Origin of the sequence: Nocardioides candidus (assembly GCF_041321175.1) — a bacterium.
GTDB lineage: Bacteria > Actinomycetota > Actinomycetes > Propionibacteriales > Nocardioidaceae > Nocardioides.
Map to the genome: position 1 here is coordinate 168,159 of NZ_JBGGWC010000005.1, position 23,119 is coordinate 191,277.

The window sequence follows — 23,119 nt, forward strand, 5'->3', positions numbered from 1 at the left end:
TCACCAGGCGTGCCCGTCGAGAGCGCCCGACGATGGGCAGTGGGTCAGGGGCCGACGACGGCGAGGAGCTCGGGCCGACCGAAGACGTCGGCGGCGACGGAGCGGACGTCGTCGAGGGTGACGGCGTCGATGCGGGCCATCACCTCGTCGATCCCGATGACGTCGCCGTAGACCAGCTCGGCCTTGCCGATGCGCATCATCCGGGAGCCGCTGTCCTCGAGGCCGAGGACGAGGCCGCCCACGAGCTGGCCCTTGCCGCGGGCGAGCTCCTCGGGCGTGATGCCGTGGGCGGCGATGCGCGACAGCTCGACCCGCACGACCTCCAGCACCTCCTCCAGGCGGCCCGGGAGGCAGCCGACAGCCACGCCCACGAGTCCCGAGTCGGCGTAGTGGCTGGCGAAGGAGTAGACCGAGTAGGCGAGTCCGCGGTGTTCGCGGACCTCCTGGAACAGCCGGCTCGAGGTGCCGCCCCCGAGAGCAGTGTTGAGGACGCCGAGAGCGAACCGACGATCGTCGTCGCGCGTGACGCCCTCGGCCGCCAGCACGACGTTGACCTGCTCGAACGGGCGGGCGATGCGCCCCTCGCCCGCGCGGATGCGGGGCCGTCGGCTCGCCGGTCTGGGGGCCACCGGCTCGGCGGTGCCGTCGAGGAAGCCGTGGCGACCGAAGTGCCTGCGGACGGCCTTGACGACCTCGCCGTGGTCGACGGCGCCCGCCACGGACACGACCATGTTGTCGGGCCGGTAGTGGCGCTTGTAGAACCGCTGGATCTGGGCGCGCGACATCGATTCGATCGACTCGGTCGTGCCGGCGATCGGCCGCCCGAGGGGCCCGTTGCCCCACGCCAGCTCGGCGAGCAGGTTCTGCACCACGTCGTCGGGGTCGTCCTCGTGCATCGCGATCTCGTCGAGGATCACGTCGCGCTCGGCGTCGACGTCGTGCGGCTCCAGGAGCGAACCGGTGATCATGTCACCGAGCACGTCGACCGCGAGCCCGATGTCCTCGCCGAGGACCCGGGCGTGGAAGCAGGTGTACTCCTTCGCGGTGAAGGCGTTGAACTCGCCTCCGACCGCGTCGAGCGCGATGGAGATGTCGAGCGCAGAGCGCTCGTCGGTGCCCTTGAAGAGCAGGTGCTCGAGGAAGTGCGAGGCACCGTGCGTGGTCGCGGACTCGTCGCGCGAGCCCACCCCGATCCAGACGCCGATCGAGGCGGACCGTGCGCCGGCCATCTGCTCGGTGATGACCCGCAGTCCGGACGGCAGCGTCGTCCGGCGTACCTGCGAGGTCACCAGACCGCCCGTGTCCCGGACCGTCTCGAGGGTGCGGGTCGTCGCCCTGAGCGCCGACGGCCGGCCAGCGTCGCGCTGGCCGGCCGTCGGGAAGGACGTCGTCACTTGACCGTCACTTCAGGGTCACTCCGCGTCCTCGGCCTCAGCGGCGTCGGACTCCGACTCCTCCACGACGGGGACGAGCGACAGCTTGCCGCGGTCGTCGATCTCGGCGATCTGGACCTGGATCTTCTGACCCACCGCCACGACGTCCTCGACGTTCTCGACGCGCTTGCCGCCGGCGAGACCGCGCAGCTTGCTGATGTGCAGCAGGCCGTCCTTGCCGGGCATGAGCGAGACGAACGCACCGAAGTTGGTCGTCTTGACGACGGTGCCGAGGTAGCGCTCGCCGATCTCGGGCATCGTCGGGTTGGCGATCGCGTTGACGGCCTGCTTGGCCGCCTCGGCCGCCTCGCCGTTGGTCGCGCCGATGTAGACCGTGCCGTCGTCCTCGATGGACAGCGTCGCGCCCGTGTCGTCCTGGATCTGGTTGATGACCTTGCCCTTGGGCCCGATCACCTCGCCGATCTTGTCGACGGGCACGCGGATCGTGATGATCCGCGGGGCGTGGACCGACATCTCCTCGGGCTCGTCGATGGCCTCGGCCATGACGTCGAGGATCGCCAGCCGGGCGTCCTTGGCCTGGGTCAGCGCCTTGGCGAGGACCTCGGCCGGGATGCCGTCGAGCTTGGTGTCGAGCTGGAGGGCCGTGACGAACTCGCGGGTGCCGGCGACCTTGAAGTCCATGTCGCCGAAGGCGTCCTCGGCGCCGAGGATGTCGGTCAGCGCGACGTACTGCGTCTCACCGTCGATCTCACCGGAGATGAGGCCCATCGCGATGCCGGCGACCGAGGCCTTCAGCGGGACACCGGCCTGCAGCAGCGACAGCGTCGAGGCGCAGACCGAGCCCATGGAGGTCGAGCCGTTGGAGCCCATGGCCTCCGACAGCTGACGGATCGCGTAGGGGAACTCCTCACGCGACGGCAGCACCGGCAGGAGCGCGCGACGCGCGAGCGCACCGTGGCCGACCTCGCGACGCTTCGGCGAGCCGACCCGGCCGGTCTCACCGGTGGAGAACGGCGGGAAGACGTACTTGTGCATGTAGCGACGGTGCTTCTCCGGGGAGAGCGTGTCGAGCTGCTGCTCCATCTTCAGCATGTCCAGCGTGGTGACGCCCAGGATCTGGGTCTCGCCGCGCTCGAACAGGGCCGAGCCGTGGACGCGGGGCAGGACGCCGGTCTCGGCGTGCAGCGGCCGGATGTCGGCCAGGCCGCGACCGTCGATGCGGACCTGGTCGCGCAGGATGCTCTCGCGGACGACGGCCTTGTTGACGGAGCGGAAGGCCGCGCCGATCTCCTTCTCGCGACCCTCGAACTGACCGGCGAGCGACTCCAGGACCTGGTCCTTGAGCTCGTCGGTGCGATCGTTGCGCTCGGTCTTGTCGGCGATCTTCATCGCGGCGACGAGGTCGGTCTTCACGGCGGACTCGACCGCGGCGAAGACGTCGTCCTCGTAGTCGAGGAAGATCGGGAAGTCCTGGACCGGCTTCGCGGCCTCCTTGGCCAGCTCGACCTGAGCCTCGACCAGCTGCTTGATGAAGGGCTTGGCCGCGTCGAGACCGCCGGCGACGACCTCCTCGCTGGGGGCCTGGACACCGCCCTGGACCAAGGCCCAGGACTGCTCGGTGGCCTCGGCCTCGACCATCATGATCGCGACGTCACCGGTGTCGGTGACCCGACCCGCGACGACCATGTCGAAGACGGCGTCCTCGAGCTGGCTGTGCGACGGGAAGGCGACCCACTGGCCCTCGATGAGCGCGACGCGCACGCCGCCGACCGGGCCGGAGAACGGCAGGCCGGAGAGCTGGGTCGACATCGACGCGGCGTTGATCGCGAGCACGTCGTAGGGGGCGTCGGGGTTGAGCGCCAGGACGGTGATGACGACCTGGACCTCGTTGCGCAGGCCCTTCTTGAAGGTCGGGCGCAGCGGGCGGTCGATGAGGCGGCAGGTGAGGATCGCGTCCTCGCCCGGCCGGCCCTCGGACCGGAAGAACGAGCCGGGGATCTGGCCCGCGGCGTACATCCGCTCCTCGACGTCGATCGTGAGGGGGAAGAAGTCGAAGTGGTCCTTCGGGTGCTTGCCGGCCGTGGTGGCCGACAGCAGCATGGTGTCGTCGTCGAGGTAGGCGGTCACCGAACCGGCGGCCTGGCGGGCGAGCAGCCCGGTCTCGAACTTGACGGTGCGGGTGCCGAACTTGCCGTTGTCGATAACGGTCTCTACGGCGGAGATGACGGGTTCAGTCAAGATGTTCTCTTATTCGTACGGCGCGGAGCACGCTGCCCCGCAGTCATTGGACTTGTTGTCTTGAGGATCACACTAGCGACGTGTGAGCGAAATGCAGAAAGGGCGGCCCCACGAGGGACCACCCGTTTCCACACAACATGAGGGACGCGATCAGCGACGCAGACCCAGGCGCTCGACGATCGAGCGGTAACGGTCGATCTCGGTCTTCTTCAGGTAGTTCAGCAGGCGACGGCGCTGACCCACGAGGAGCAGGAGGCCGCGGCGGCTGTGGTGGTCGTGCTTGTGCTGCTTGAGGTGCTCGGTCAGGTGGCTGATGCGGTGGCTCAGCAGCGCGATCTGCACCTCGGGGGAACCGGTGTCGCCCTCGGTGGTGGCGTACTCGGCGATGATCTTCTTCTTGGTCTCCGCGTCGGTACCAATAGCCATGCTTCTGGGGATCCTTCCGGTTCGTTGCGCGGCGCGCCCGGGCATGTCCACCGGGGCACTCTGAATCCGCGGCCGTCGTACGGCAACCGGTCAAGGCTAGCAGCGGCGTCGGGCAACACCGAATCGCGGAAGTGGCCCCGACGGAGCCGGACGGACGCGCCGAGAAGGACTCCGTCGTACGTCGCCGGCACCGTAGCCTCTCCGCCATGCGTGCCCTCCTCCGACGACTCCCCCCGCTCGCCGCCTGCTGTGCCCTGGCGCTCGCCCTCACCGCCTGCGGCGACGACGAGCCCGCGGACGCGGGCTCCGGCCCCACCTCGACGACCACCGCGGATCCCGGTGAGTCGGTGGCCGCCCAGGCGCAGGCGATCCTCGACTGCACGACCGCACAGGGCCTGCCCGGCCAGCTCACGGAGGCAGCCGGCGGCGTGACGGCGGTGGACCTCACGACCTCCGACGAGACCATCGTGGTGCACGTCCTGGAGTCCGCGGAGGAGGCACAGGCGCACCAGTCCTCGTCGTCCCTGGCCGCGGAGGTGGTCGGCAACACCGTCGTCCTCGGCGGCGCCATCTCCGCCGAGCACCACAGCGTCATCGTGGGCTGCATCCAGGATCTCTGACTGCCGCTGGTGCGGCACCGGCAGGACTGCCACGATGGCGAGGTGGCGGAGCAGCGCGGAGTCGACCAGCACCTGGGCGTGTGCAACCTGTGCGAGGCCGTGTGCGGCCTCCTCCTGACCGTCGAGGGGGGCCGGGTCACCAGCGCGCGGGGCAATCCCGACGACCCGTTGTCGCGGGGCCACATCTGCCCCAAGGGCGTGGCTATCGGCGACGTGCACGCCGATCCCGACCGGCTGCGCCGTCCGGTGCGGCGCGACCGCGCGACCGGCACGTGGACCGAGATCGGGTGGGACGAGGCGTTCGACCTCGTGGCCGACCGGCTCGCGGCGGTCGTGGGAGAGCACGGCCGGGCGGCCCTCGGCATCTACCTCGGCAACCCCAACGTGCACAGCCTCGGATCCATGACCCACGGCACCGGCCTGGTCAAGGCGCTGCGCACGCCCAACACCTACAGCGCCACCTCGGTCGACCAGCTCCCCCACCAGCTGATGGCGCACCTGATGTTCGGCCACCAGCTGCTGCTGCCGATCCCCGACATCGACCGCACGTCCTACTTCCTCGTCCTCGGCGCCAACCCGATGGCCTCCAACGGCTCGCTCATGACGGTGCCGGACTTCCCGGGCCGGCTGCGCGAGCTGAAGGCCCGCGGCGGCCGCATGGTCGTCCTCGACCCGCGCCGCACCGAGACCGCCAAGGTCGCCAGCGAGCACCACTTCCTGCGGCCGGGCTCGGACCCGTGGGTGCTGCTGGCGATGGTGCGGCAGCTGTTCGTCGACGGCACCGCCACGGCTCCGTCGTACGCCGTCGGGTTGGCCGCCGTCGAGGAGGCGGTCGCCGGCTTCACCCCCGAGCTGGCAGAGCAGCACAGCGGGGTGCCGGCGGACGAGGTCGTCCGGATCGCCCGCGACCTGGCGAGCGCCCGGGGTGGGGTCGCTTACGGCCGGATCGGGGTGTCGACGGCGGAGTTCGGCTCGATCTGCCAGTGGGCGATCAACCTGCTCAACGTGCTGACCGGCAACCTCGACCGCGAGGGCGGCGCGATGTTCACCTCGCCCGCGATCGACGTCGTCGGCACCGGGCTCATCGGCCGCGGGGGGCACGGTCGGCGCGCGTCGCGCGTGCGCGGGCTGCCCGAGACGTCGAGCGAGCTGCCGGTCGCCGCACTGCGCGAGGAGATCGAGACGCCGGGCGACGGCCAGATCCGCGCGATGCTCACCCTGTCGGGCAACCCGGTGCTCTCCACGCCCGACGGCGCCCGTCTCGACCAGGCACTCGCGGGGCTGGACTTCATGGCGGCGGTCGACATCTACATCAACGAGACGACCCGTCACGCCGACGTGATCCTGCCCCCGACGACGGCGCTCGAGCGCGACCACTACGACCTGGTGTTCCACGCCCTCGCGGTGCGGAACACCGCGCGGTTCACGCCGGCGGTGCTGCCGAAGGACAAGGACGCCCGCCACGACTGGCAGATCTACCGCGAGCTCGCGCTGCGCACGACCGCGCGGCTGGGATCGCGCGGCTCGCTGCTCGACCGCGCCAAGCTGTGGGCGCGGATGTCGATCAGCCCGACCCGGCTGGTGCAGGTGCTGCTCGCCCGCGGCGACTCCGGGGTGACGATCACCAAGCTGCGCAAGAGCCCGCAGGGCATCGACCTCGGCCCGCTCCGCCCCGATCAGCTGCCGCGACGGCTCCGCACCCGCGACCACACGCTCGACCTGGCACCCGCCCTCGTGCTCGACGACCTGGCGCGGCTGCGGGCGGTCGCCCCTCCCGCGGACGAGCTCCTGCTGATCGGACGCCGCCACCAGCGCGACTGCAACTCCTGGATGCACAACACCGAGCGGCTCACGAAGGGCCGACCGCGCCACCAGCTCCTCATGCACCCCGACGACCTCGCGGCCCGCGGGCTCGTGGACGGCGCTCTGGTCACCGTCACCTCGCGGGTCGGCTCGGTGAAGGTCGACGTGCAGGCGAGCGAGGACATGATGCCCGGGGTCGTGTCCCTCCCCCACGGCTACGGGCACGGACGCAGCGGCACGCGCACCGCGGTCGCCGACGGCGTGTCCGGGGTGTCGATCAACGACCTCACCGACCCCGAGCGCCTCGACGTGTCCGGCAACGCCGCGCTGAGCGGCGTGCCCGTCACGGTCGGGTAGCGCGACCTCGCCGGGGGCCGCTCAGACGACCGTCACCGGGTGCCGCACGACCGCGTCGAAGAAGTAGCCGCTCGGGTTGAAGGCCGCGACGTCGGGCTGGGTGCGGCCGAGCCCGTCGGTCGCGCGCGCCAGCAAGGTGTGCGGACCCGGCGCGGCGTCGCGCCAGACGTAGGTCCACTGGCTCCAGCCCCGGCCGCGCGACGGCTGCGGCGCGGGGTGGACCCGGGCGGCGGACCAGGTCTCGCCGCCGTCGGTGCTGACGTCGACGCGCGCGATGGGCGCGGTACCGGACCACGAGCGGCCCGTGAGGACGATCTTCCGGGCGGCGGGCAGTCGGGCGTCGCGGGGCAGCTCCCAGGCGGAGCGCACCGGGTTGACCGTGAGCGCGCCGTCGACGTTGTACCACTTGGTGTTCCACGGCGAGGTCAGCTCGCTGCGGGACACCTCCAGCGAGCCCAGCCACTTGGTGCTCGCGATGCCGACCCATCCTGGCAGGACCAGGCGCAGGGGGAAGCCGTGGTCCGGGAGCAGCCGTTCGCCGTTCACGCCCCAGGCGAGCACGGCGTCGTCGAGCGCCTTCGCGACCGGGAAGGGTCGGCGGACGGGCCCGTAGTCGACTCCCTTGTCGACGTAGCTGGGGTCGAGCCCCGTGCTGAGCACCGACACGGCGTCCGAGCGCAGGCCTGCCGACCGCAGCACGTCGCCGAGCCGTACCCCCTGCCAGGTGACCGTCCCGACGGCGCCGAGCGTCCACGCCGTACCACTCACGCTCTGGCCCTGCTGGGTGGTGAAGAAGCTGCGACCGTTGCCGGTGCACTCGTGCGTCGCGGTCACCTCCACGTTCGTGAACCTCCGTCGCAGGTCGGCGACCGCGAGGGTCACGCCGGCGGGGTCGGAGAGCCCGTCCCCGAAGATCCGCAGCCGGTAGTCGGCCTCGTCGATGATCGGCGTCCTGGTGTGGTTGCGGACGAACAACCGCGACTGGGGCGTGCGGTAGTCCTTGGGGTCCACCGAGTCCCACCGCATCTCGGCGTTGGTGCCGTGGTCGATGAACCACTCGGGCGGAAGCGGCTTGAGGATCGCGGGCCCTCCTGCGACCGCACGCGCGGCCAGAGGGGCGACCTGTGAGAGCACGGAGCCGGCAGCGGCGGCGACCGGAAGACCGAGCAGGGACCTACGGCGAAGGCGGGTGTCCGTCATAGGGTGAATCTAACACGATCAACTTACTCTACTATTGAGCCCCGGGCTTCGTCCTGGTCTCCGTCGCGCAGCATGCGGTAGATCACCCGCATGCTCACGGCGCGCGCCAGCTCCTCCATGATCACCGTGAAGAACTCCTTGCGGTAGAGCTCGTCGGTGATCGCGACGACGGTGAAGTAGAGCCCCGAGAAGCCCGCGAGGAAGAACGACACGTGCAGCAGCTCGACGCTCACGACGTGCGGCCCCGGCGGGTAGGTCGGCTTGGCGCCGACCCATGCGGTGATCACCGACGGGTCGATCACGAGCTTGCCGAACGCCAGGAAGAAGACGAAGACCGCGATCACCAGCAGGAACACCTGCACCGCCTGGGCGACCACCAGCACCAGCACCAGGTTGACCATCTGCAGTCCCGTCACCTGGGCCTGGTCGGGCAGGTCGATGTCGGAGGCCTCCATCCGCGCGGCGGCTGCGGCGAGCGGGGTGCGTGCCGTGCCGGCGAGCACCTCCTCCAGCTGCACCCGGTCGTCGAACTGGTCCAGCTCCTGCGCCAGCCGCGGCACCAGGAAGCCCATCGCGATCGCGCCGAAGCACAGCACCGCCGCCCACAGCACGCCGCCGTGCAGCGCGGAGGCCACCTGCCAGACCTCCGTGTTGATGAAGAGGAAGGTGATGAAGAGCATCAGGATCGGCAGGGCCCGGGTGGCCAGCGGCAGCAACAGGCCGAGGCTGCGGAGCGCGCGCCGCAACGCCCACCGGGCGATCGGCATCGTCCGCAGGGCGACCAGCGCGTAGACGACGACGGTCGCGAGCGCGGCGCTGATCCCCGCGATGACGTCGTACGACGGCGCGCCCGTCGCGCCCACCACCAGTGCCGTGCCGACGCCGACCACGACGGCGGCGAGGGCCACGAGCAGGACCGGCGTGCGCCGCAGCCGCCTGCGGACGACCGCCCGCACGTCGTCGACGAACCACGGCAGTCCGTGGTGGGCGAACCAGGCCTCGGCGGCGGCGCGTTCGGCAGCGACGGGCCCCGGCTCGGTCATGAGCCGAGGATCTCGCGGGTGCGCTCCACGTCGTCGGCGATCGCCACCAGGAGGTCGTCGATCCCGTCGAAGCGCACCATGCCTCGGATCCGCTCCACGAACTCAACCTCGACCTCGACGCCGTAGAGCGCGAGGTCGGTGCGGTCGAGCACGTAGGCCTCCACCCGTCGGTCGCGCTCGCCGTCGAAGGTCGGGTTGGTGCCCACGCTGATCGCGGCGGGCATCCGCTCCCCCGGCGCGCCGTCCGGTCCGCGTGGGGTCAGCCAGCCGGCGTACACGCCGTCGGCGGGGGCGGCCGACCCGGCCGCGACGGGCACGTTGGCGGTCGGGTAGCCGAGGTCGCGGCCGCGCTGGTCGCCCTGCATGACCTCGCCCCGGGTGACGAACGGCCGACCGAGCGCCTCCGCGGCACCGGTGACGTCACCGGCGGCGAGGCAGGTGCGGATGTAGGTCGAGGACCAGACCTGCGGGCCGCCGTCGAGGTCGACCGCGTCGACGGTGAAGTCGTGGGCCGCCCCGGCCTGCCCGAGCGTGTGCACGTCGCCGGCGGCCCGGTTGCCGAACCGGAAGTTGGCGCCGACGACGACCGCCTTGGCGTGCAGCCGCTCCACCAGGATCCGGTCGATGAACTCCAGCGGCGTCCAGGCCGCGATGTCGCGGGAGAACGGGATGACCAGCACCGCGTCGACGCCAGCGTCGGCGAGCAGGCGGAGCCGTTCGTCGATGGTGGTCAGGGTGGGAGGCGCGTGCTCGGGGCGGAGCACCGCGATGGGGTGCGGGTCGAAGGTCACCGCGACGACCGTGTCGACGCCTGCGTCGTCGGCCACCTCGCGCGCCCGTTGCACGACGTGCTGGTGCCCGAGGTGCATGCCGTCGAAGTTGCCGATGGTGACGACGCTGCGCCCGAGATCCCCGGGGACGTCGTCGAGCTGCCGCCACACGTGCACGGCCGTCACCCTACTGACCCGGCCTCAGCCGACGAACACGGCGGCCGGTCGGGCGCGCCCGCCCTCGGGTCGGTAGAGCGCCAGGAACTCGCCACTCGGCGCGAAGACGGCGGTCAGCCCGTCGATGTCGAGCGGGAGCGCGCGCCCGTAGCGGACCGCCTGCGCCTCCCCGGGATCGAGGTCGTACGACGGGAAGGCCGCCCGAGCGGCCTGCTCGATCGACATCACGGAGAACTCGTCGGTGAGCTGCTCGAGGGTGCGCGCGTCGTCGAGGCGGTAGGGCCCGACCGCCGTACGGCGAAGCGCGGTGAGGTGCCCGCCGACGCCGAGGGTCGCGCCGAGGTCGCGCGCGACGGCCCGCACGTAGGTGCCGCTGGAGCAGCGCAGCGAGACGTCGACGTCCACCGTCTGCGGGGAGGCGGCGCCTCCTGGTCGCACGTCGTGCACGACGAGCTCGTGGATCGTGACCGGCCGCGCGTCGAGCGCGACCTCCTCGCCCTCGCGCACGCGCTGGTAGGACCGCTTGCCGTCCACCTTGATCGCCGACACCGCGGTCGGTACCTGCTCGATGTCGCCGACGAACGCTGCCAGCGCGGTGCGGACCTGCTCGCCGGTGAGGCCGTCGGCCGGCACCGTCGCGACGACGTCGCCCTCGGCGTCGTCGGTCACCGTCGAGACACCGAGCCGGATGGTGGCGTCGTAGGCCTTCTCCGTGGTCATCAGGTGCCCGAGCAGCCGCGTCGCCCGCCCCGTGCCGACCACCAGCACACCGGTCGCCATCGGGTCGAGCGTGCCGGCGTGGCCGACCTTGCGGGTGCCGGCGAGGCGGCGGACCCGGGCCACGACGTCGTGGCTCGTGAGGCCGCCGGGCTTGTCGACGACGACCAGCCCGTTGGGCTCGGTCACTTGTCCTCGTCGTCCTCGTCGTGCTCGTCGCCCTCGTCGTCCGACGACTCGAGGACCTCACGCGGCTTCTTGTAGGGGTCGGCCTCCCCCGCGGGGCGGGCGCCCTCACGGGCTGCGGCGACGGCGGCGTCCGCCTCGCGCGCCTTGGCCAGCACCTCGTCGAGGTGGCGGGCACCCTCGGGGATCACGTCGAGCTCGAAGGCCAGGGTCGGCACCAGGCGCATGCCGAGCTGCTTGCCGACCTCGGAGCGCAGCACGCCCCTGGCCGACTCCAGGGCCGCGGCGGTGGCGACCCGGTCGTCCTCCTCACCGAGGACCGTGTAGTAGACCGTCGCGTGCTGGCTGTCGCCGGACAGGCGCACGTCGGTGACCGTCACGAACCCCAGCCGCGGGTCCTTGATGCGACGCTCCAGCATCTCGGCCACGATCACCTGGATCCGGTCGGCGATCTTGCGCACGCGGGGGTTGGTCATGTCTCTCACTCTCTCGCAACGGGTGCACGCGTGTCCGTCTCCCCAGGGATGTAGCCGAATGTGCGCCTCCCAGTGCCCCTTCGCACTGGGAAGCGCACACCGGTCTACCTACCGTGATGAACGACCACCTGCCGCAAGCCCGATCAGGCCCGCGGGATCTCCTTCATCTCGAAGGCCTCGACGATGTCGCCTTCCTTGATGTCCTGGAAGTTGCGGAGCACGAGACCGCACTCGAAGCCCTCGCGGACCTCCGCGGCATCGTCCTTCTCCCGCTTGAGCGAGGCCAGGTCGAGGTTGTCGGCGATGACCGCACCGTCGCGGAGCACGCGCACCTTCGCGTTGCGCCGGATGACGCCCCCGATGACCATGCAGCCCGCGATGTTGCCGATCTTCGACGAGCGGAAGATCGCACGGATCTCCGCCTGGCCGAGGGTCGACTCCTCGTACTCCGGCTTGAGCATGCCCTTGAGGGCGGCCTCGATCTCCTCGATCGCCTGGTAGATGACCGAGTAGTACTTGATCTCGACGCCCTCGCGGTCGGCGAGCTCGGAGGCCTTGCCCTGAGCCCGGACGTTGAAGCCGATGATGATCGCGTCGGAGGCGGCCGCCAGGTTGACGTTGGCCTCGGTGATCGCACCGACACCGCGGTCGATGACCCGCAGCGAGACCTCTTCGCCGACCTCGAGCTGCGCGAGCGCGTCCTCGAGGGCCTCGACAGAACCGGACACGTCGCCCTTGAGGATGAGGTTGAGCTCCTGGCTCTCGCCCTTCTCCATGGAGGCCATGAAGTCCTCGAGAGTACGACGGACCCGCCGCTTGGCCTGCAGGGCGGCACGCTCGCGCGCCTCCCGCTTCTCCGCGATCTGGCGGGCGACCCGGTCGTCCTCGACCACGATGAAGTTCTGGCCCGCTCCGGGCACGGCCGAGAGGCCGAGCACCATCGCCGGACGGCCGGGGTCGGCCTCCTGCAGCTCCTCGCCGTGCTCGTCGAGCATCGCGCGGACGCGGCCGTGGGCCGGACCGGCGACGATCGAGTCACCGACGCGCAGCGTGCCGCGCTGGACCAGCACCGTGGCGACCGGACCGCGACCGCGGTCCAGGTGCGCCTCGACGACCAGGCCCTGAGCGTCCTGGTCGGGGTTGGCCCGCAGGTCCAGGGACGCGTCGGCGGTCAGCACGACGGCCTCGAGCAGCTTGTCGAGGTTGAGCCCGGCCTTGGCCGACACGTCGACGAACATCGAGTCGCCGCCGTACTCCTCGGGCACGAGGCCGTACTCGGTCAGCTGTCCGCGGACCTTGGTCGGGTCGGCCTCCGGCTTGTCGATCTTGTTGACCGCCACGACGATCGGCACGCCGGCCGCCTTGGCGTGGTTGAGCGCCTCGACCGTCTGCGGCATCACGCCGTCGTCGGCCGCGACCACGAGGATCGCGATGTCCGAGGACTGCGACCCACGCGCACGCATGGCGGTGAACGCCTCGTGACCCGGGGTGTCGATGAAGCTGATCCGTCGATCGTTGCCGTCGACCTCGGTGTGCACCTGGTAGGCACCGATGTGCTGGGTGATGCCACCCGCCTCGCCGGCGACCACGTTGGCGCCACGGAGGGCGTCGAGCAGCTTGGTCTTGCCGTGGTCGACGTGACCCATCACGGTCACGACCGGGGGCCGGATGACCAGGTCGCTCTCGTCGCCCTCGTCGGCGCCGAACTCCAGGTCGAAGGACTCGAGCAGCTCGCGGTCCTCGTCCTCGGGCGAGACGACCTCGACGACGTAGTTGAGCTCCTCACCGAGCAGCTCCAGCGTCTCGTCACCCACGGACTGGGTCGCGGTGACCATCTCGCCGAGGTGGAAGAGCATCTGCACGAGCGACGCCGCGTCGAGACCGATCTTCTCCGCGAAGTCGGTCAGCGAGGCGCCACGGGCCAGACGCACGGTCTCGCCGTTGCCCTTGCGGACACGCATGCCGCCCAGGGTCGGGGCCTCCATGGCCTCGAACTCCTGGCGACGCGCCCGCTTGGACTTGCGCCCACGCCGGGCCGGGCCACCGGGGCGACCGAAGGCACCCTGGGTCTGACCGCGCTGGCCGGGACGGCCACCGCCGGGGCGACCGCCGCCGCCGGGGCCGAAGCCACCGCCGCCGCCGGGACCGCCACGACCGGGAGCGCCGGCACCGGCACCGCTGCGGCCGGGTGCGCCACCGCGACCCGGCGCGCCACCACGGGCACCGCCAGGGCCGCCGCCGGGACCGGGACGACCCGGACCACGACCGCCCGGGCCCGCGCCGAACGCGGCCGGGGATTTCGGCATCATCGCCGGGTTGGGGCGCGGCATGCCGGGGCGACCGCCCGCGGGGGCCGGCGGACGCGGACCGGCAGGTCCGGCCTCGCCCTCACGCGGCGGCGGGGCTGGCCGACGGCCCATGCCCTGGCTCGACGCGAACGGGTTGTTGCCGGGCCGCGGGGTGCCGCTCGGCTTGCCGACCGGACGGGGCGCGGGCGCCTTCGGCGTCGGCGCCTTGGGGGCACCGGGCTTCGGGGCGGCGGGCGCGGCCGACTCGGCGGCAGGGGCCTCGGGCTGCTCGGGAGCAGCCGGGGGCTCCTCCACGACGGGCTCGACGGGAGCGGGAGCAGGCGCCTCGGCGGCAGGCTCCTCGGCAGGGGCGGCCGGCGCCGGAGCCTTCGGCTTGGGGCCGGGCTTCGGGGCGGCAGCCTTCTTGGCCGCCGGCTCGGCGGCGGCAGGCGCGTCGGAAGAGGCCATCTGGGCGTTCAGCTGGGCACCGTAGGTGTCCTCGAACTTCTTCACCGCGGGCAGCTCGATGCTCGAGGATGCCGTCTTGGCGAATTCACCGATGGCGTTCAGCTTCTCCAGCGCTTCCTTGCTGGGGATGCCGTACTTCTTCGCGAGTTCGGAAACTCGGGTCTTGGCCACGTTTCTCCTTCTGGCCCAAGACCCGCGTTGGGGGGAGTCTCAGACCGTTGGTGGGTGCTGCAGAGCGAAGGGGCTCATCGCGAGTTACTCATCGAGTGCTCATGAGCTGCTGCTCCAGTTCTTTCCGGTCGGTCATTGCTGTTGGTCGAGCGAGTCGAGGTAGTCACCCACCGGTGCGCTGGACAGCCCACCCTGGACCCGAAGGGCTCGGGAGAAGGCTTTCCGGCGTACCGCGAGGTCGTAGCACCCGGGCGTGGGGTGGAGGTGCGCTCCCCTGCCCGGCGCAGTGCCGTCGGGATCAGGCGTGGCGGCGGGGAGGCCGTCGGTGCCCGAGCCGGCGATCACTCGCAACAACTCGCTTCTGGCGGCCCGCTCCCGGCATCCGATGCATGTCCGGACGGGCTCCTCACGAGGAGATCCGTCCGGTGACGTCGAGATGATCCGTCGGCGTGCCACCAACGGGCAACTCTACCCGTTGCGACCACCGGTTTCCGAAACCGGGGCGTCGTCGCCGGGTGACCGGGCGGTCCTCACCTGCAGGAGGACGGCTCGCGAGCCTGGACGTACGCCGCCAGGACGGTGCCGTCCGTGGACGACCGGGCACGGCTTGACGCTCCGTCCTAACCTGGACACGTGAGCGACCTCCACTGCGCGGCCACCCTCCTGGTGACCCCCTCCGACCGGGTCCCGGCCCTGGTCGATGAGCTCGCTGGCGCCCGGGTGGCACACGTCTGGAGCGACGGGACGACGGAGACCCACGTCGCGGCGCGGTCGGCCGCCGCACGGCTCGGCGTGGGCATCACCGAGCGGGCCGACGTCGGCGCGCACCTCGACGAGGTGGCCGACGAGCACCGCGGCGAGACCGTCCTCGTCGTCGTCGGTGCCGTGGCCGGTGCCGTGGCCGGCGACGCCGAGGTGACCGAGGTCCGGATCGACGGCGACGGCCGCATCAGCCGGCCCTGGCGCGGTTAGGCGCCCTCCTCGTCGGAGTGGATGTCGATCCGCCAGCCCGTCAGGCGGGCGGCGAGGCGGGCGTTCTGCCCCTCCTTGCCGATGGCGAGGGACAGCTGGAAGTCCGGCACCACGACGCGCGCCGACTTCGCGGCCTGGTCGACCACCGTCACGGAGGTGACCTGGGCGGGCGACAGCGCGTGCGCGACGAGCTCGCCGGGGTCGTCGGACCAGTCGACGATGTCGATCTTCTCGCCGTGCAGCTCCGACATCACCGCCCGCACGCGCTGGCCCATCGGTCCGATGCAGGCGCCCTTGGCGTTGACGCCGGAGACGGTCGAGCGCACCGCCATCTTGGTGCGGTGGCCCGCCTCGCGGGCGATCGCCGCGATCTCGACGGTGCCGTCGGCGATCTCGGGCACCTCGAGCGCGAAGAGCTTCTTGACCAGGTTGGGGTGTGAGCGCGAGAGCGTGATCTGCGGGCCGCGCATGCCCTTGCGGACCGAGACGACCAGGCACTTGATGCGCGTGCCGTGGCGGTAGTCCTCGCCCGGCACCCGCTCGCTGACCGGGAGCAGCGCCTCGATCTTGCCGAGGTCGACGAGCACGTCGTCGGGATTGCGCCCCTGCTGGATCACGCCCGAGATGATGTCGCCCTCCTTGCCGGAGAACTCGCCGTACTTGATCTCGTCCTCGGCGTCGCGGAGCCGCTGCAGCATGATCTGCTTCGCCGTGGTCGCGGCGATCCGGCCGAAGCCGTCCGGGGTGTCGTCGTACTCGCCGATCTTGTTGCCGTCGTCGTCGAGCTCCGCGGCGAGCACGGTGACGTGGCCGCTCTTGCGGTCGAGCTCGACGCGCGCGTCCTCCTGGGCGCCCGGCGTCTTGTGGTAGGCCGTGAGGAGCGCCTGCTCGATCGCCTCGACGAGCACGTCGAACTTGATCTCCTTCTCGCGCTCCAGCATCCGCAGGATGCTCAGGTCGATGTCCATGTCACTCGTCCTCGTTCTTCCGGTTGAACTCGATCTGCACGAGCGCCTTCTTGACCTCGTCGTAGCGCACCGTCCGCGGCGCACCGTCGACGTCGAGCACGACCTGCTCCTCGTCGGACTCCCCGATCCGACCGGTCACGGCGCTCCCGTCGGCGAGGGTCGCCTTCACCAGGCGCGTGGCGTTGCGCCGCCAGTGACGCGGCAGGGTGAGTGGGCGGTCGACGCCCCGGGAGGTCACCTCGAGGGTGTAGGGCTGCTCGCCCAGGGCCGCGGTTGCGTCGAGCACGTCGTTGATCGCGCGCGTCGCTGCTGCGACGTCGTCGAGGGAGACCCCGCCGTCCTTGTCGACGGCGATCCGCAGGACGCGGCGCTTGCCGGCGGGGGTCAGCTCCACGGCTTCGACATCGAGGTCCAGCTGCTCGAGCGGGCCGGTGACGGCTGCCGACACGGCCGCGACGGTGGCGTCTGCCCCGGGGCGCTGGCTCGAGCTCATGGGTGGAACCCCCGTGTCCTGTTGTGGTGAAGCGGTTGTGTGGTGGTGCGGTCGTTCTGGTTACCTCCGGCCACGATAGCGGCTGTAGCCTCACCCCGTGCTCAGGCAGGTCCGCGCGTCCCGGCGTGCTCTTCTCGGAGGTGTCGTCGGCGGCGCCGCCGGCGCCGTGGTGCTGTCGGGCTGCGGCGAGCACGACAGTCGTACGGCGTCCGCGGCTGCTGCCGACACCACCGCCCCTGCCGTCGACACCGACAGCGACCTGGTCGCCGACGTCGTCCGCGGGATCGAGGGCGCCCTGAGGACCGCGACGGCCACCGGCGCGGCCTTCCCCGCACTTCGGGCGAGCGCCCGCGCGTTCGTCGCCGTCCACCGGGCCCACCTGGTGGAGCTGGGCGAGCACGGCAAGGACCGTCCGGGCGGCAAGGCGACCGGCAGTGCCGCCGACGCGAAGGCCCACCTCCTCGCGGTCGAGGAGAAGCTGCAGGGCCGCCTCGTCGCCGCCGCCCTGGCCGCCGAGAGCGGAGCGCTGGCGCAGGTCTTCGCCGCGATGGCCGCGGCCGTCGCCCAGCAGCGGACGGTCGCGGCATGAACCCCCTCGTCGACGCCCTCCAGACCGCCCTGGCCGGCGAGCACGCGGCCGTCTTCGTCTACGGCGCGCTCGGCGGGCAGACCTCCCAGTCGGCCACGCCGACGCTCTACGCGAGCGTCACCGAGGGCTACGTCACCCACCGGGCCCGGCGCGACGACCTGATCGACGAGATCGTGGCCGCGGGTCACCAGCCGGTCGCGGCGGAGCCGGCCTACGACCTGCCGGTCGACCTGTCGTCCGCCGCCGCGGTCAGCGACCGGGCGCTCGCGCTGGAGCGGGCCTGCGCGGCGACCTACGCCTTCCTGGTGGCCTCCTCGACCGGGCGGCACCGGGAGTGGGGCGTCACCGCCCTGCTCGACAGCGCGGTGCGTGAGCTCGCCTTCGGTGGGCGGCCGGAGCGACTGCCCGGGCTCTGAGCTCCGGAGGCCGGGCGCTCGTCCCGCGGAATTGCAACAGGTCCGCGACCTCGACTCCGGGGAACTCCCGAGACGTCCCCCGAAGGTCGGGGTCGCGGACCTGGCAGCGGCCGGGGACAACGGCCTTGGCAGCTTCGGTGAGGTGGGGCTCTCCGGGCTGCTGTGCACAATCATGCAACGAAGGGGCACCGAAGCGCTGCTCTCTTCGATCCTCATAAATGTGCACTGCAGGAACCTGCAACGAAAAGCGGTGCGTCCCCCGCCTCGACCCGCCAGTCGGCGGGGAGACGGGGGACGCTCCTGGCGCGTGGGTCAGCCGCGGTAGGCCGCCCACATCGTGTCCATCCGGGCGCTCTGGCCAGGGGTGAACTGGTTGTAGCAGGAGTCGTAGCTGTAGTCCATGTAGTTGTGGATCGGGTCAAGCCCCGGCAGCGAGCAGGAGTCGCGACCGGCGGGGCAGCCCGTGGTCGACGAGCTCTGGGCCGGGGTGTCGCTCACCTCGTCGTTCGTCGCGGTGCAACCGCCCTGGAACGTGTGGTAGAGCCCGAACCAGTGGCCCGCCTCGTGGCTGGCGGTCTTGCCCTGGTTGTAGTTGGTCGCCGAGCCGCCGGGGAGCGAGGAGTACTGCACCCGGATGCCGTCGATCTTCGGGTTCTTCGCGTAGTCCCAGGGGAAGGTGGCGATGCCGAGGTACTTGAAGTCGACCAGCCAGATGTTCAGGGCGTTCTTGCCGCCCAGGCGGGTCTGCGACCGGTAGCTCGTCGACTGCTTGTCGGTGTGCCACTGGTTGTTGTAGTAGGTGTCGACACCCGCCAGGGTGAAGGTGAACCCGGTGTCGGCCGCCGTGCCCGAGGCCTCCTGGCCGGCGTAGTCCTGGTTGAGCTCGGCGATCTGCGCCGTGATCTGCGCCTGGGTGACGTCGCCGGCGCCGCTGGCCGAGAGCATCTTGTGGACGTACACCGGCACCGACGCACTGGTGCGCTGCGCCTCGGTGCGGCTGATGCCCTTGCGGTGCAGTGCTCGCGTCGTCTGGCGCTGGATCGCGCGCTGCTCCTGGGCGGAGATGGCGCGGGTGTCACCCGTGCCGCGGCCGCGGGCATCGGCGGCCGCGTCGTGACCACTGGGGGTGATGCAGGCGTTCTGCGCCCGCAGGTCCGGCGCCGGTCGTGCATGTGCAGGTGCGGAGATGGACAAGCTCGCGGCGGCAAGACCGATCGCCAGCGTCCCGAGTCGCAGGGTTCGATGCAATTGCATGAAGAACTTCCTCTTCATCCGGGGACCCGGCCCGCCCGGGCCACACATTCGGGATCAAACACCAGAAATGTTTCCAGCGGAAGGGGCGCTTACCGGAAGAAGCGCAGACCGCCGTGGGCACGGGCGAGCCGGATCAGGCCGGCCTCAGGCGCGGTAGGTCGCCCACATCGTGTCCATCCGGGCGCTCTGGCCCGGGGTGAACTGGTTGTAGCAGGAGTCGAAGCTGTAGTCCATGTAGTTGTGGATCGGGTCGAGGCCCGGCAGCGAGCACGAGTCGCGACCCGTCGGGCAGCCGTAGCTGTCCGACTTCTGTGCCGGCGTGTCGTCGACGTAGTCGTTGCGCTTCGTGCAGCCGCCGGAGAACGTGTGGTACAGCCCGAACCAGTGACCGGCCTCGTGCACGGCGGTGTCTCCCTGGTCGTAGTTGGTCGAGGTGCCGCCCGGCAGGGACGAGTACTGCACCCTGATGCCGTCGATGGCCGGCTTGCCGGCGTACTCCCACGGGAAGGTCGCGACGCCCAGGTTGTCGAAGTCGAGGAGCCAGATGTTGAGCGCGCCCTTGCCGCCCTTGCGGGTCTTCGCGCGGTAGGTCTCGGAGTCGCCGTCCCCGTGCCAGGTGTCGTTGCGGTAGGCGTCGACGCCGGCGAGGGTGAACGTGAAGCCGGTGTCGGCGGCAACCCCGGGAGCCTCCTTCCCGGCGAAGTCGGCGTTGAGGACGTCGATCTGCGCATCGATCTGCGCCTGGGTCACGTCGCCGGCGCCGCTCGACGAGAGCATCTTGTGCACGTAGACCGGCACGGTGGCGCTGGTGCGCTGCGTCTCGCGGCGGGTCAGCCCCTTGGTCTCCAGGATCTGCTGCGTCCGCCGGGCGATCGCGCGCTTCTCCCGGGCCGAGGGCTCGTCGCCGGCCTCACGCCCGCCCTGGTGCTTCGCACCGGCGCGGTCGACGCAGGCGTGCTGGGCGGCGTCGGTGGGACGCAGGGCGTGGGCCGGGGCCGTCGCCGCCACGCCGAGGGTGGTCGTGCTCGCTACGAGGCCGAGCAGGATCGAGGTGGATTTCCGCATGAACGATGTACCTCCCGAGATGGATGAATCGCCCGGACCGGGCGATTCTGGGAGACATCCTTGCGGTCGGACTGCGCGGAAACGCAAGGAATTCCGGCCCGGGAAGCGGTCTTCAGCGCCACGGTGTCATCAGATCTGATATCGCGGCGAGGGTCGGGGCCACCGCGTCCGGCCGTCCCTCGGTGTGGCCCACCTGCTCCGGCGGGATCGCGGAGTGGGGCACGTGGATCGCCCGCATGCCGGCCTGCTGGGCCCCCCAGACGTCGTCGAAGAGCCGGTCGCCGACGTACACGCACCGGGCCGGGTCGGTCACGCCCACCGCGTCCATCGCGGCTCGGAAGGCGTGGGGCGAGGGCTTCGTCCACGGCACCTCGCTGGTGTAGACGTCGCCGTCGATCAGGTGGTCGACCCCGTCGCGGGCGAAGAAGCCGACGTGCCACTCGCGCGGCCAGATCGTGTTGGACAGGACGCCGACCTTGATGCCCTCCGCGCGCAGCCACTCCCACAGCGGCCGGACCTCGGGGTCGGTCTCGGTGTGCGGCACCCAGAACTCGTAGTAGGCCGTCAGCAGCTCCGGGTCGTGCTCGAGCCCGGCCTCGGTGAAGAGGTCCGCGATGGTGGCGCTCTGCTGGTGGTCGCGGCTCCTCCCCCACACCGCCGCGCCCGCCTCGTGGAGGGCGCGCGCGTGGAGGTGTCGGTCGTCGTCCTTGCCGGGGGTCGCGACGACGGCCGCGGCCAGCGCCAGCGACTCGGCGTGGAAGTCGATGTCGTGCCAGCGGGTGAGCGTGCCGCCCCAGTCGAAGATGACCGCCTCGATCACCGACCGGTCACCTCCGGACGACGCCGGCGACGTGGGACGCCGCGTCGCCCACGGGTATGTCGACCCGCTCGCCGGTGCGCCGGTCCTTGACCTCGATCACGCCGTCCGCGACACCGCGGCCGACCGTGACGATGGTCGGCACGCCGATGAGCTCGGCGTCCTTGAACTTCACCCCGGGGCTGACCTTGCCGGCACGGTCGTCGTAGAGCACGTCGAGGCCGTGGGCCGCCAGCTCGGTGACGAGCTGCTCGGCGGCCGCGAAGACGGCCTCGTCCTTGCCCGCAGCGACGACGTGGACGTCGTACGGCGCCACGTCGCGCGGCCAGCACAGGCCGATCTCGTCGAGGGTGTTCTCGGCGATGGCGGCCACGGCCCGCGAGGGCCCGATCCCGTAGGAGCCCATCGTGACGGTGACGAGCTTGCCGTTCTCGTCGAGGACCTTGAGGTCGAGCGCCTCGGCGAACTTCCGGCCGAGCTGGAAGATGTGGCCCATCTCGACCCCGCGAGCGGCCTCGAGGATGCCGTCGCCGCGCGGGCAGGGGTCGCCCGCACGCACCTCGGCGGCCTCGATCGTGCCGTCGGGGACGAAGTCGCGGCCCACGGTCAGGTCGAGCACGTGGCGACCGGGCTCGTCGGCTCCGGTGACCCAGCGCGTGCCCTTGACGACCCGCGGGTCGACGAGGTAGCGGATGCCGGACGTGCCGTCCTCGCCGAGCACGCCGGGGCCGATGTAGCCCTTCACGAGCTCGGGGTGCTTCGCGAAGTCCTCCTCGGTGAACGGCCGGAACTCCGCCGGGTAGAGCGTCGCCTCGAGCCGCTTCGGATCGACCTCGCGGTCGCCCGGGACGCCGATCGCCAACGGCTCGCTGCTGCCGTCGAGCTGCGTGACGACCATCAGCACGTTCTTGAGCGTGTCCTCGGCCGCCCACGCGCGGTCCTCGCGCGGGAACGACTCGTTGAGCAGGGCGACCAGTGACTCGATGGTGGGAGTGTCAGGGGTGTTCTCGACGCGCGCGGCGGGCGCGTCGTCGTAGGGGACCGGAGGGGGCGACGGCGTCTCCACGGCCTCGACGTTGGCGGCGAACCCGCACGCAGGGCAGGTGACATAGGTGTCCTCGCCGATCGCAGCCTTGGCGAGGAACTCCTCGGACTTGGAGCCGCCCATCGCGCCGGCGTGGGCGCGGACGATCACGTACTCGAACCCGAGCTTGTCGAAGATGCGGATGTAGGCCTCGCGGTGCTGGGCGTACGACGCATCGAGCCCGGCGTCGTCGACGTCGAAGGAGTAGGAGTCCTTCATGATGAACTCGCGACCGCGGAGCAGGCCGGCCCGCGGCCGGGCCTCGTCGCGGTACTTCGTCTGGATCTGGTAGATCGAGAGGGGCAGGTCCTTGTAGGAGCTGTAGAGGTCCTTCACGAGGAGCGTGAACATCTCCTCGTGCGTGGGTCCGAGGAGGTAGTCGGCGTCCTTGCGGTCCTTCAGGCGGAAGATGCCGTCGCCGTACTCGGTCCAGCGACCCGTCGCCTCGTAGGGCTCGCGGGGCAGCAACGCAGGGAACGAGACCTCCTGGGCGCCGATCGCGTCCATCTCCTCGCGGATGATCGCCTCGATCCGGCGCAGCACCCGCAGCCCGAGCGGCAACCAGGTGTAGATGCCCGGCGCGGCCCGGCGGATGTAGCCGGCCCGGACGAGCAGGCGGTGGCTCGGCACCTCGGCGTCCGCGGGATCCTCGCGCAGGGTGCGGACGAACAGGGTCGACATCCGGGAGATCATGGGCACAGGGTAGGCGGGGCGCTCCGCCCGCCCGAAACCAGTTCAGGCACGTCCCGCGCGCAGTGCGCCGCGGATCATCGGCAGCTGGAGCGGCAGCCGCGCGAGCGAGGCCGCCTGCAGCGGCCGGTTCGAACCCTGCAGCGCGTCGACCGCCATCTTCACGTTGCCCGGGAAGACCCCGACGAGGAGGGCGGCACTGGCCAGGCCGGCCACCTTGCGGGTCGCCGGCAGCACCATCGCGGCGGCACACACGAGCTCGGCGACGCCGGACGCCACGATGACGTCACGGTGCGCCGGCACCCAGGAGGGCATGAGCGGCTCGAACACCTCCGGCCGGACGAGGTGCACCGTGCCCGACGCCAGGAAGGCCCCGATCACGATCTTGGCGTCGGTGCGGAGGGGTCGGGCCACGGTGAACTCCTGGTGTGGGTGCA

General features: G+C 71.3%; 22 protein-coding genes. 5 read left to right on the plus strand and 17 right to left on the minus strand.

Annotation, left to right across the window (positions count from 1 at the left end):
* Positions 1-44: 44 nt before the first annotated feature.
* The 3 genes from ACAX67_RS20215 to rpsO all read right to left on the minus strand — a co-directional run bounded on the left by ACAX67_RS20215 (position 45) and on the right by rpsO (position 4,058).
* Entirely contained in the window at positions 45-1,394 is a 1,350-nt protein-coding gene (locus tag ACAX67_RS20215; protein ID WP_370705699.1) for a M16 family metallopeptidase, read from the minus strand.
* Positions 1,395-1,412: 18 nt separating this feature from the next.
* Positions 1,413-3,632 carry a polyribonucleotide nucleotidyltransferase gene (locus ACAX67_RS20220; protein WP_370705700.1) on the minus strand — a complete coding sequence of 740 codons (2,220 nt, stop codon included), beginning with the start codon at positions 3,630-3,632 and terminating at the stop codon, positions 1,413-1,415.
* Between the two features lie 150 nt (positions 3,633-3,782).
* Positions 3,783-4,058, minus strand: coding sequence for a 30S ribosomal protein S15 (gene rpsO / locus ACAX67_RS20225; protein WP_370705701.1), 276 nt, complete (start codon positions 4,056-4,058; stop codon positions 3,783-3,785).
* A 206-nt stretch (positions 4,059-4,264) separates the two neighbouring features.
* Here rpsO and ACAX67_RS20230 point away from each other — a divergent pair, with 206 nt between their 5' ends.
* Positions 4,265-4,678 (plus strand): hypothetical protein, encoded by a 414-nt coding sequence (locus ACAX67_RS20230; RefSeq protein ID WP_370705702.1) that lies wholly within the window; start codon positions 4,265-4,267, stop codon positions 4,676-4,678.
* Positions 4,679-4,720: 42 nt separating this feature from the next.
* Complete coding sequence (locus tag ACAX67_RS20235) at positions 4,721-6,838, plus strand: molybdopterin-dependent oxidoreductase (RefSeq protein ID WP_370705703.1); 2,118 nt, start codon at positions 4,721-4,723, stop codon at positions 6,836-6,838.
* Positions 6,839-6,859: 21 nt separating this feature from the next.
* On the opposite strand, the gene ACAX67_RS20240 is transcribed toward ACAX67_RS20235, so the two are convergent.
* The 7 genes from ACAX67_RS20240 to ACAX67_RS20270 form a co-directional block, all read right to left on the minus strand.
* Entirely contained in the window at positions 6,860-8,038 is a 1,179-nt protein-coding gene (locus ACAX67_RS20240) for a molybdopterin-dependent oxidoreductase (RefSeq protein WP_370705704.1), read from the minus strand.
* A gap of 23 nt (positions 8,039-8,061) precedes the next feature.
* A complete protein-coding gene (locus ACAX67_RS20245; protein ID WP_370705705.1) occupies positions 8,062-9,081 on the minus strand; it encodes a hypothetical protein in 1,020 nt (339 codons plus the stop codon).
* On the minus strand, positions 9,078-10,028 hold the full coding sequence (locus tag ACAX67_RS20250; protein WP_370705706.1) for a bifunctional riboflavin kinase/FAD synthetase: 951 nt from the start codon (positions 10,026-10,028) through the stop codon (positions 9,078-9,080). Before ACAX67_RS20250 ends, ACAX67_RS20245 begins: the two co-directional genes overlap by 4 nt.
* Before the next feature lie 24 nt (positions 10,029-10,052).
* Positions 10,053-10,934, minus strand: coding sequence for a tRNA pseudouridine(55) synthase TruB (truB, locus tag ACAX67_RS20255; RefSeq protein WP_370705707.1), 882 nt, complete (start codon positions 10,932-10,934; stop codon positions 10,053-10,055).
* Positions 10,931-11,407, minus strand: a complete 477-nt coding sequence (gene rbfA, locus ACAX67_RS20260; RefSeq protein WP_370705708.1) for a 30S ribosome-binding factor RbfA — start codon at positions 11,405-11,407, stop codon at positions 10,931-10,933. The genes truB and rbfA overlap by 4 nt, the downstream gene beginning before the upstream one ends.
* Before the next feature lie 143 nt (positions 11,408-11,550).
* Complete coding sequence (gene infB / locus ACAX67_RS20265; protein ID WP_370705709.1) at positions 11,551-14,334, minus strand: translation initiation factor IF-2; 2,784 nt, start codon at positions 14,332-14,334, stop codon at positions 11,551-11,553.
* Between the two features lie 132 nt (positions 14,335-14,466).
* A complete protein-coding gene (locus ACAX67_RS20270; protein ID WP_370705840.1) occupies positions 14,467-14,790 on the minus strand; it encodes a YlxR family protein in 324 nt (107 codons plus the stop codon).
* Between the two features lie 177 nt (positions 14,791-14,967).
* On the opposite strand from ACAX67_RS20270, the gene ACAX67_RS20275 reads away from it, so the two are divergent.
* Positions 14,968-15,306 (plus strand): hypothetical protein, encoded by a 339-nt coding sequence (locus ACAX67_RS20275; RefSeq protein ID WP_370705710.1) that lies wholly within the window; start codon positions 14,968-14,970, stop codon positions 15,304-15,306.
* Here ACAX67_RS20275 and nusA read toward each other — a convergent pair.
* The gene (gene nusA, locus ACAX67_RS20280) at positions 15,303-16,274 is read right to left on the minus strand and encodes a transcription termination factor NusA (RefSeq protein WP_370705711.1); all 972 of its coding nucleotides are present in this window, start codon (positions 16,272-16,274) and stop codon (positions 15,303-15,305) included. The genes ACAX67_RS20275 and nusA overlap by 4 nt on opposite strands.
* Position 16,275: 1 nt before the next feature.
* Positions 16,276-16,767 carry a ribosome maturation factor RimP gene (rimP, locus tag ACAX67_RS20285; RefSeq protein ID WP_370705712.1) on the minus strand — a complete coding sequence of 164 codons (492 nt, stop codon included), beginning with the start codon at positions 16,765-16,767 and terminating at the stop codon, positions 16,276-16,278.
* Between the two features lie 97 nt (positions 16,768-16,864).
* Here rimP and ACAX67_RS20290 point away from each other — a divergent pair, with 97 nt between their 5' ends.
* On the plus strand, positions 16,865-17,356 hold the full coding sequence (locus ACAX67_RS20290; protein ID WP_370705713.1) for a hypothetical protein: 492 nt from the start codon (positions 16,865-16,867) through the stop codon (positions 17,354-17,356).
* Complete coding sequence (locus tag ACAX67_RS20295; RefSeq protein ID WP_370705714.1) at positions 17,353-17,772, plus strand: ferritin-like domain-containing protein; 420 nt, start codon at positions 17,353-17,355, stop codon at positions 17,770-17,772. Before ACAX67_RS20290 ends, ACAX67_RS20295 begins: the two co-directional genes overlap by 4 nt.
* 312 nt (positions 17,773-18,084) lie before the next feature.
* Here the strand turns inward: ACAX67_RS20295 and ACAX67_RS20300 are convergent, their stop codons facing one another.
* The 5 genes from ACAX67_RS20300 to ACAX67_RS20320 form a co-directional block, all read right to left on the minus strand.
* A complete protein-coding gene (locus tag ACAX67_RS20300; protein WP_370705715.1) occupies positions 18,085-19,026 on the minus strand; it encodes a zinc metalloprotease in 942 nt (313 codons plus the stop codon).
* Positions 19,027-19,170: 144 nt separating this feature from the next.
* Entirely contained in the window at positions 19,171-20,091 is a 921-nt protein-coding gene (locus ACAX67_RS20305) for a zinc metalloprotease (protein WP_370705716.1), read from the minus strand.
* Positions 20,092-20,203: 112 nt separating this feature from the next.
* Complete coding sequence (locus ACAX67_RS20310) at positions 20,204-20,911, minus strand: HAD family hydrolase (RefSeq protein WP_370705717.1); 708 nt, start codon at positions 20,909-20,911, stop codon at positions 20,204-20,206.
* 7 nt (positions 20,912-20,918) lie between these two features.
* Positions 20,919-22,685: a proline--tRNA ligase gene (locus ACAX67_RS20315; protein WP_370705718.1), complete on the minus strand. Its 1,767-nt coding sequence runs from the start codon at positions 22,683-22,685 to the stop codon at positions 20,919-20,921.
* 42 nt (positions 22,686-22,727) lie between these two features.
* Positions 22,728-23,096 (minus strand): DoxX family protein, encoded by a 369-nt coding sequence (locus tag ACAX67_RS20320; protein ID WP_370705719.1) that lies wholly within the window; start codon positions 23,094-23,096, stop codon positions 22,728-22,730.
* Between the last annotated feature and the right edge of the window lie 23 nt (positions 23,097-23,119).

Coding starts and splice junctions, on each gene's coding strand:
- rpsO (WP_370705701.1), bottom strand. CDS start 4,058: ATGGCTATTGGTACCGACGCGGAGACCAAGAAGAAGATCATCGCCGAG.
- ACAX67_RS20230 (WP_370705702.1), top strand. CDS start 4,265: ATGCGTGCCCTCCTCCGACGACTCCCCCCGCTCGCCGCCTGCTGTGCC.
- ACAX67_RS20240 (WP_370705704.1), bottom strand. CDS start 8,038: ATGACGGACACCCGCCTTCGCCGTAGGTCCCTGCTCGGTCTTCCGGTC.
- ACAX67_RS20245 (WP_370705705.1), bottom strand. CDS start 9,081: ATGACCGAGCCGGGGCCCGTCGCTGCCGAACGCGCCGCCGCCGAGGCC.
- rbfA (WP_370705708.1), bottom strand. CDS start 11,407: ATGACCAACCCCCGCGTGCGCAAGATCGCCGACCGGATCCAGGTGATC.
- nusA (WP_370705711.1), bottom strand. CDS start 16,274: ATGGACATCGACCTGAGCATCCTGCGGATGCTGGAGCGCGAGAAGGAG.
- rimP (WP_370705712.1), bottom strand. CDS start 16,767: ATGAGCTCGAGCCAGCGCCCCGGGGCAGACGCCACCGTCGCGGCCGTG.
- ACAX67_RS20295 (WP_370705714.1), top strand. CDS start 17,353: ATGAACCCCCTCGTCGACGCCCTCCAGACCGCCCTGGCCGGCGAGCAC.
- ACAX67_RS20300 (WP_370705715.1), bottom strand. CDS start 19,026: ATGCAATTGCATCGAACCCTGCGACTCGGGACGCTGGCGATCGGTCTT.
- ACAX67_RS20305 (WP_370705716.1), bottom strand. CDS start 20,091: ATGCGGAAATCCACCTCGATCCTGCTCGGCCTCGTAGCGAGCACGACC.
- ACAX67_RS20315 (WP_370705718.1), bottom strand. CDS start 22,685: ATGATCTCCCGGATGTCGACCCTGTTCGTCCGCACCCTGCGCGAGGAT.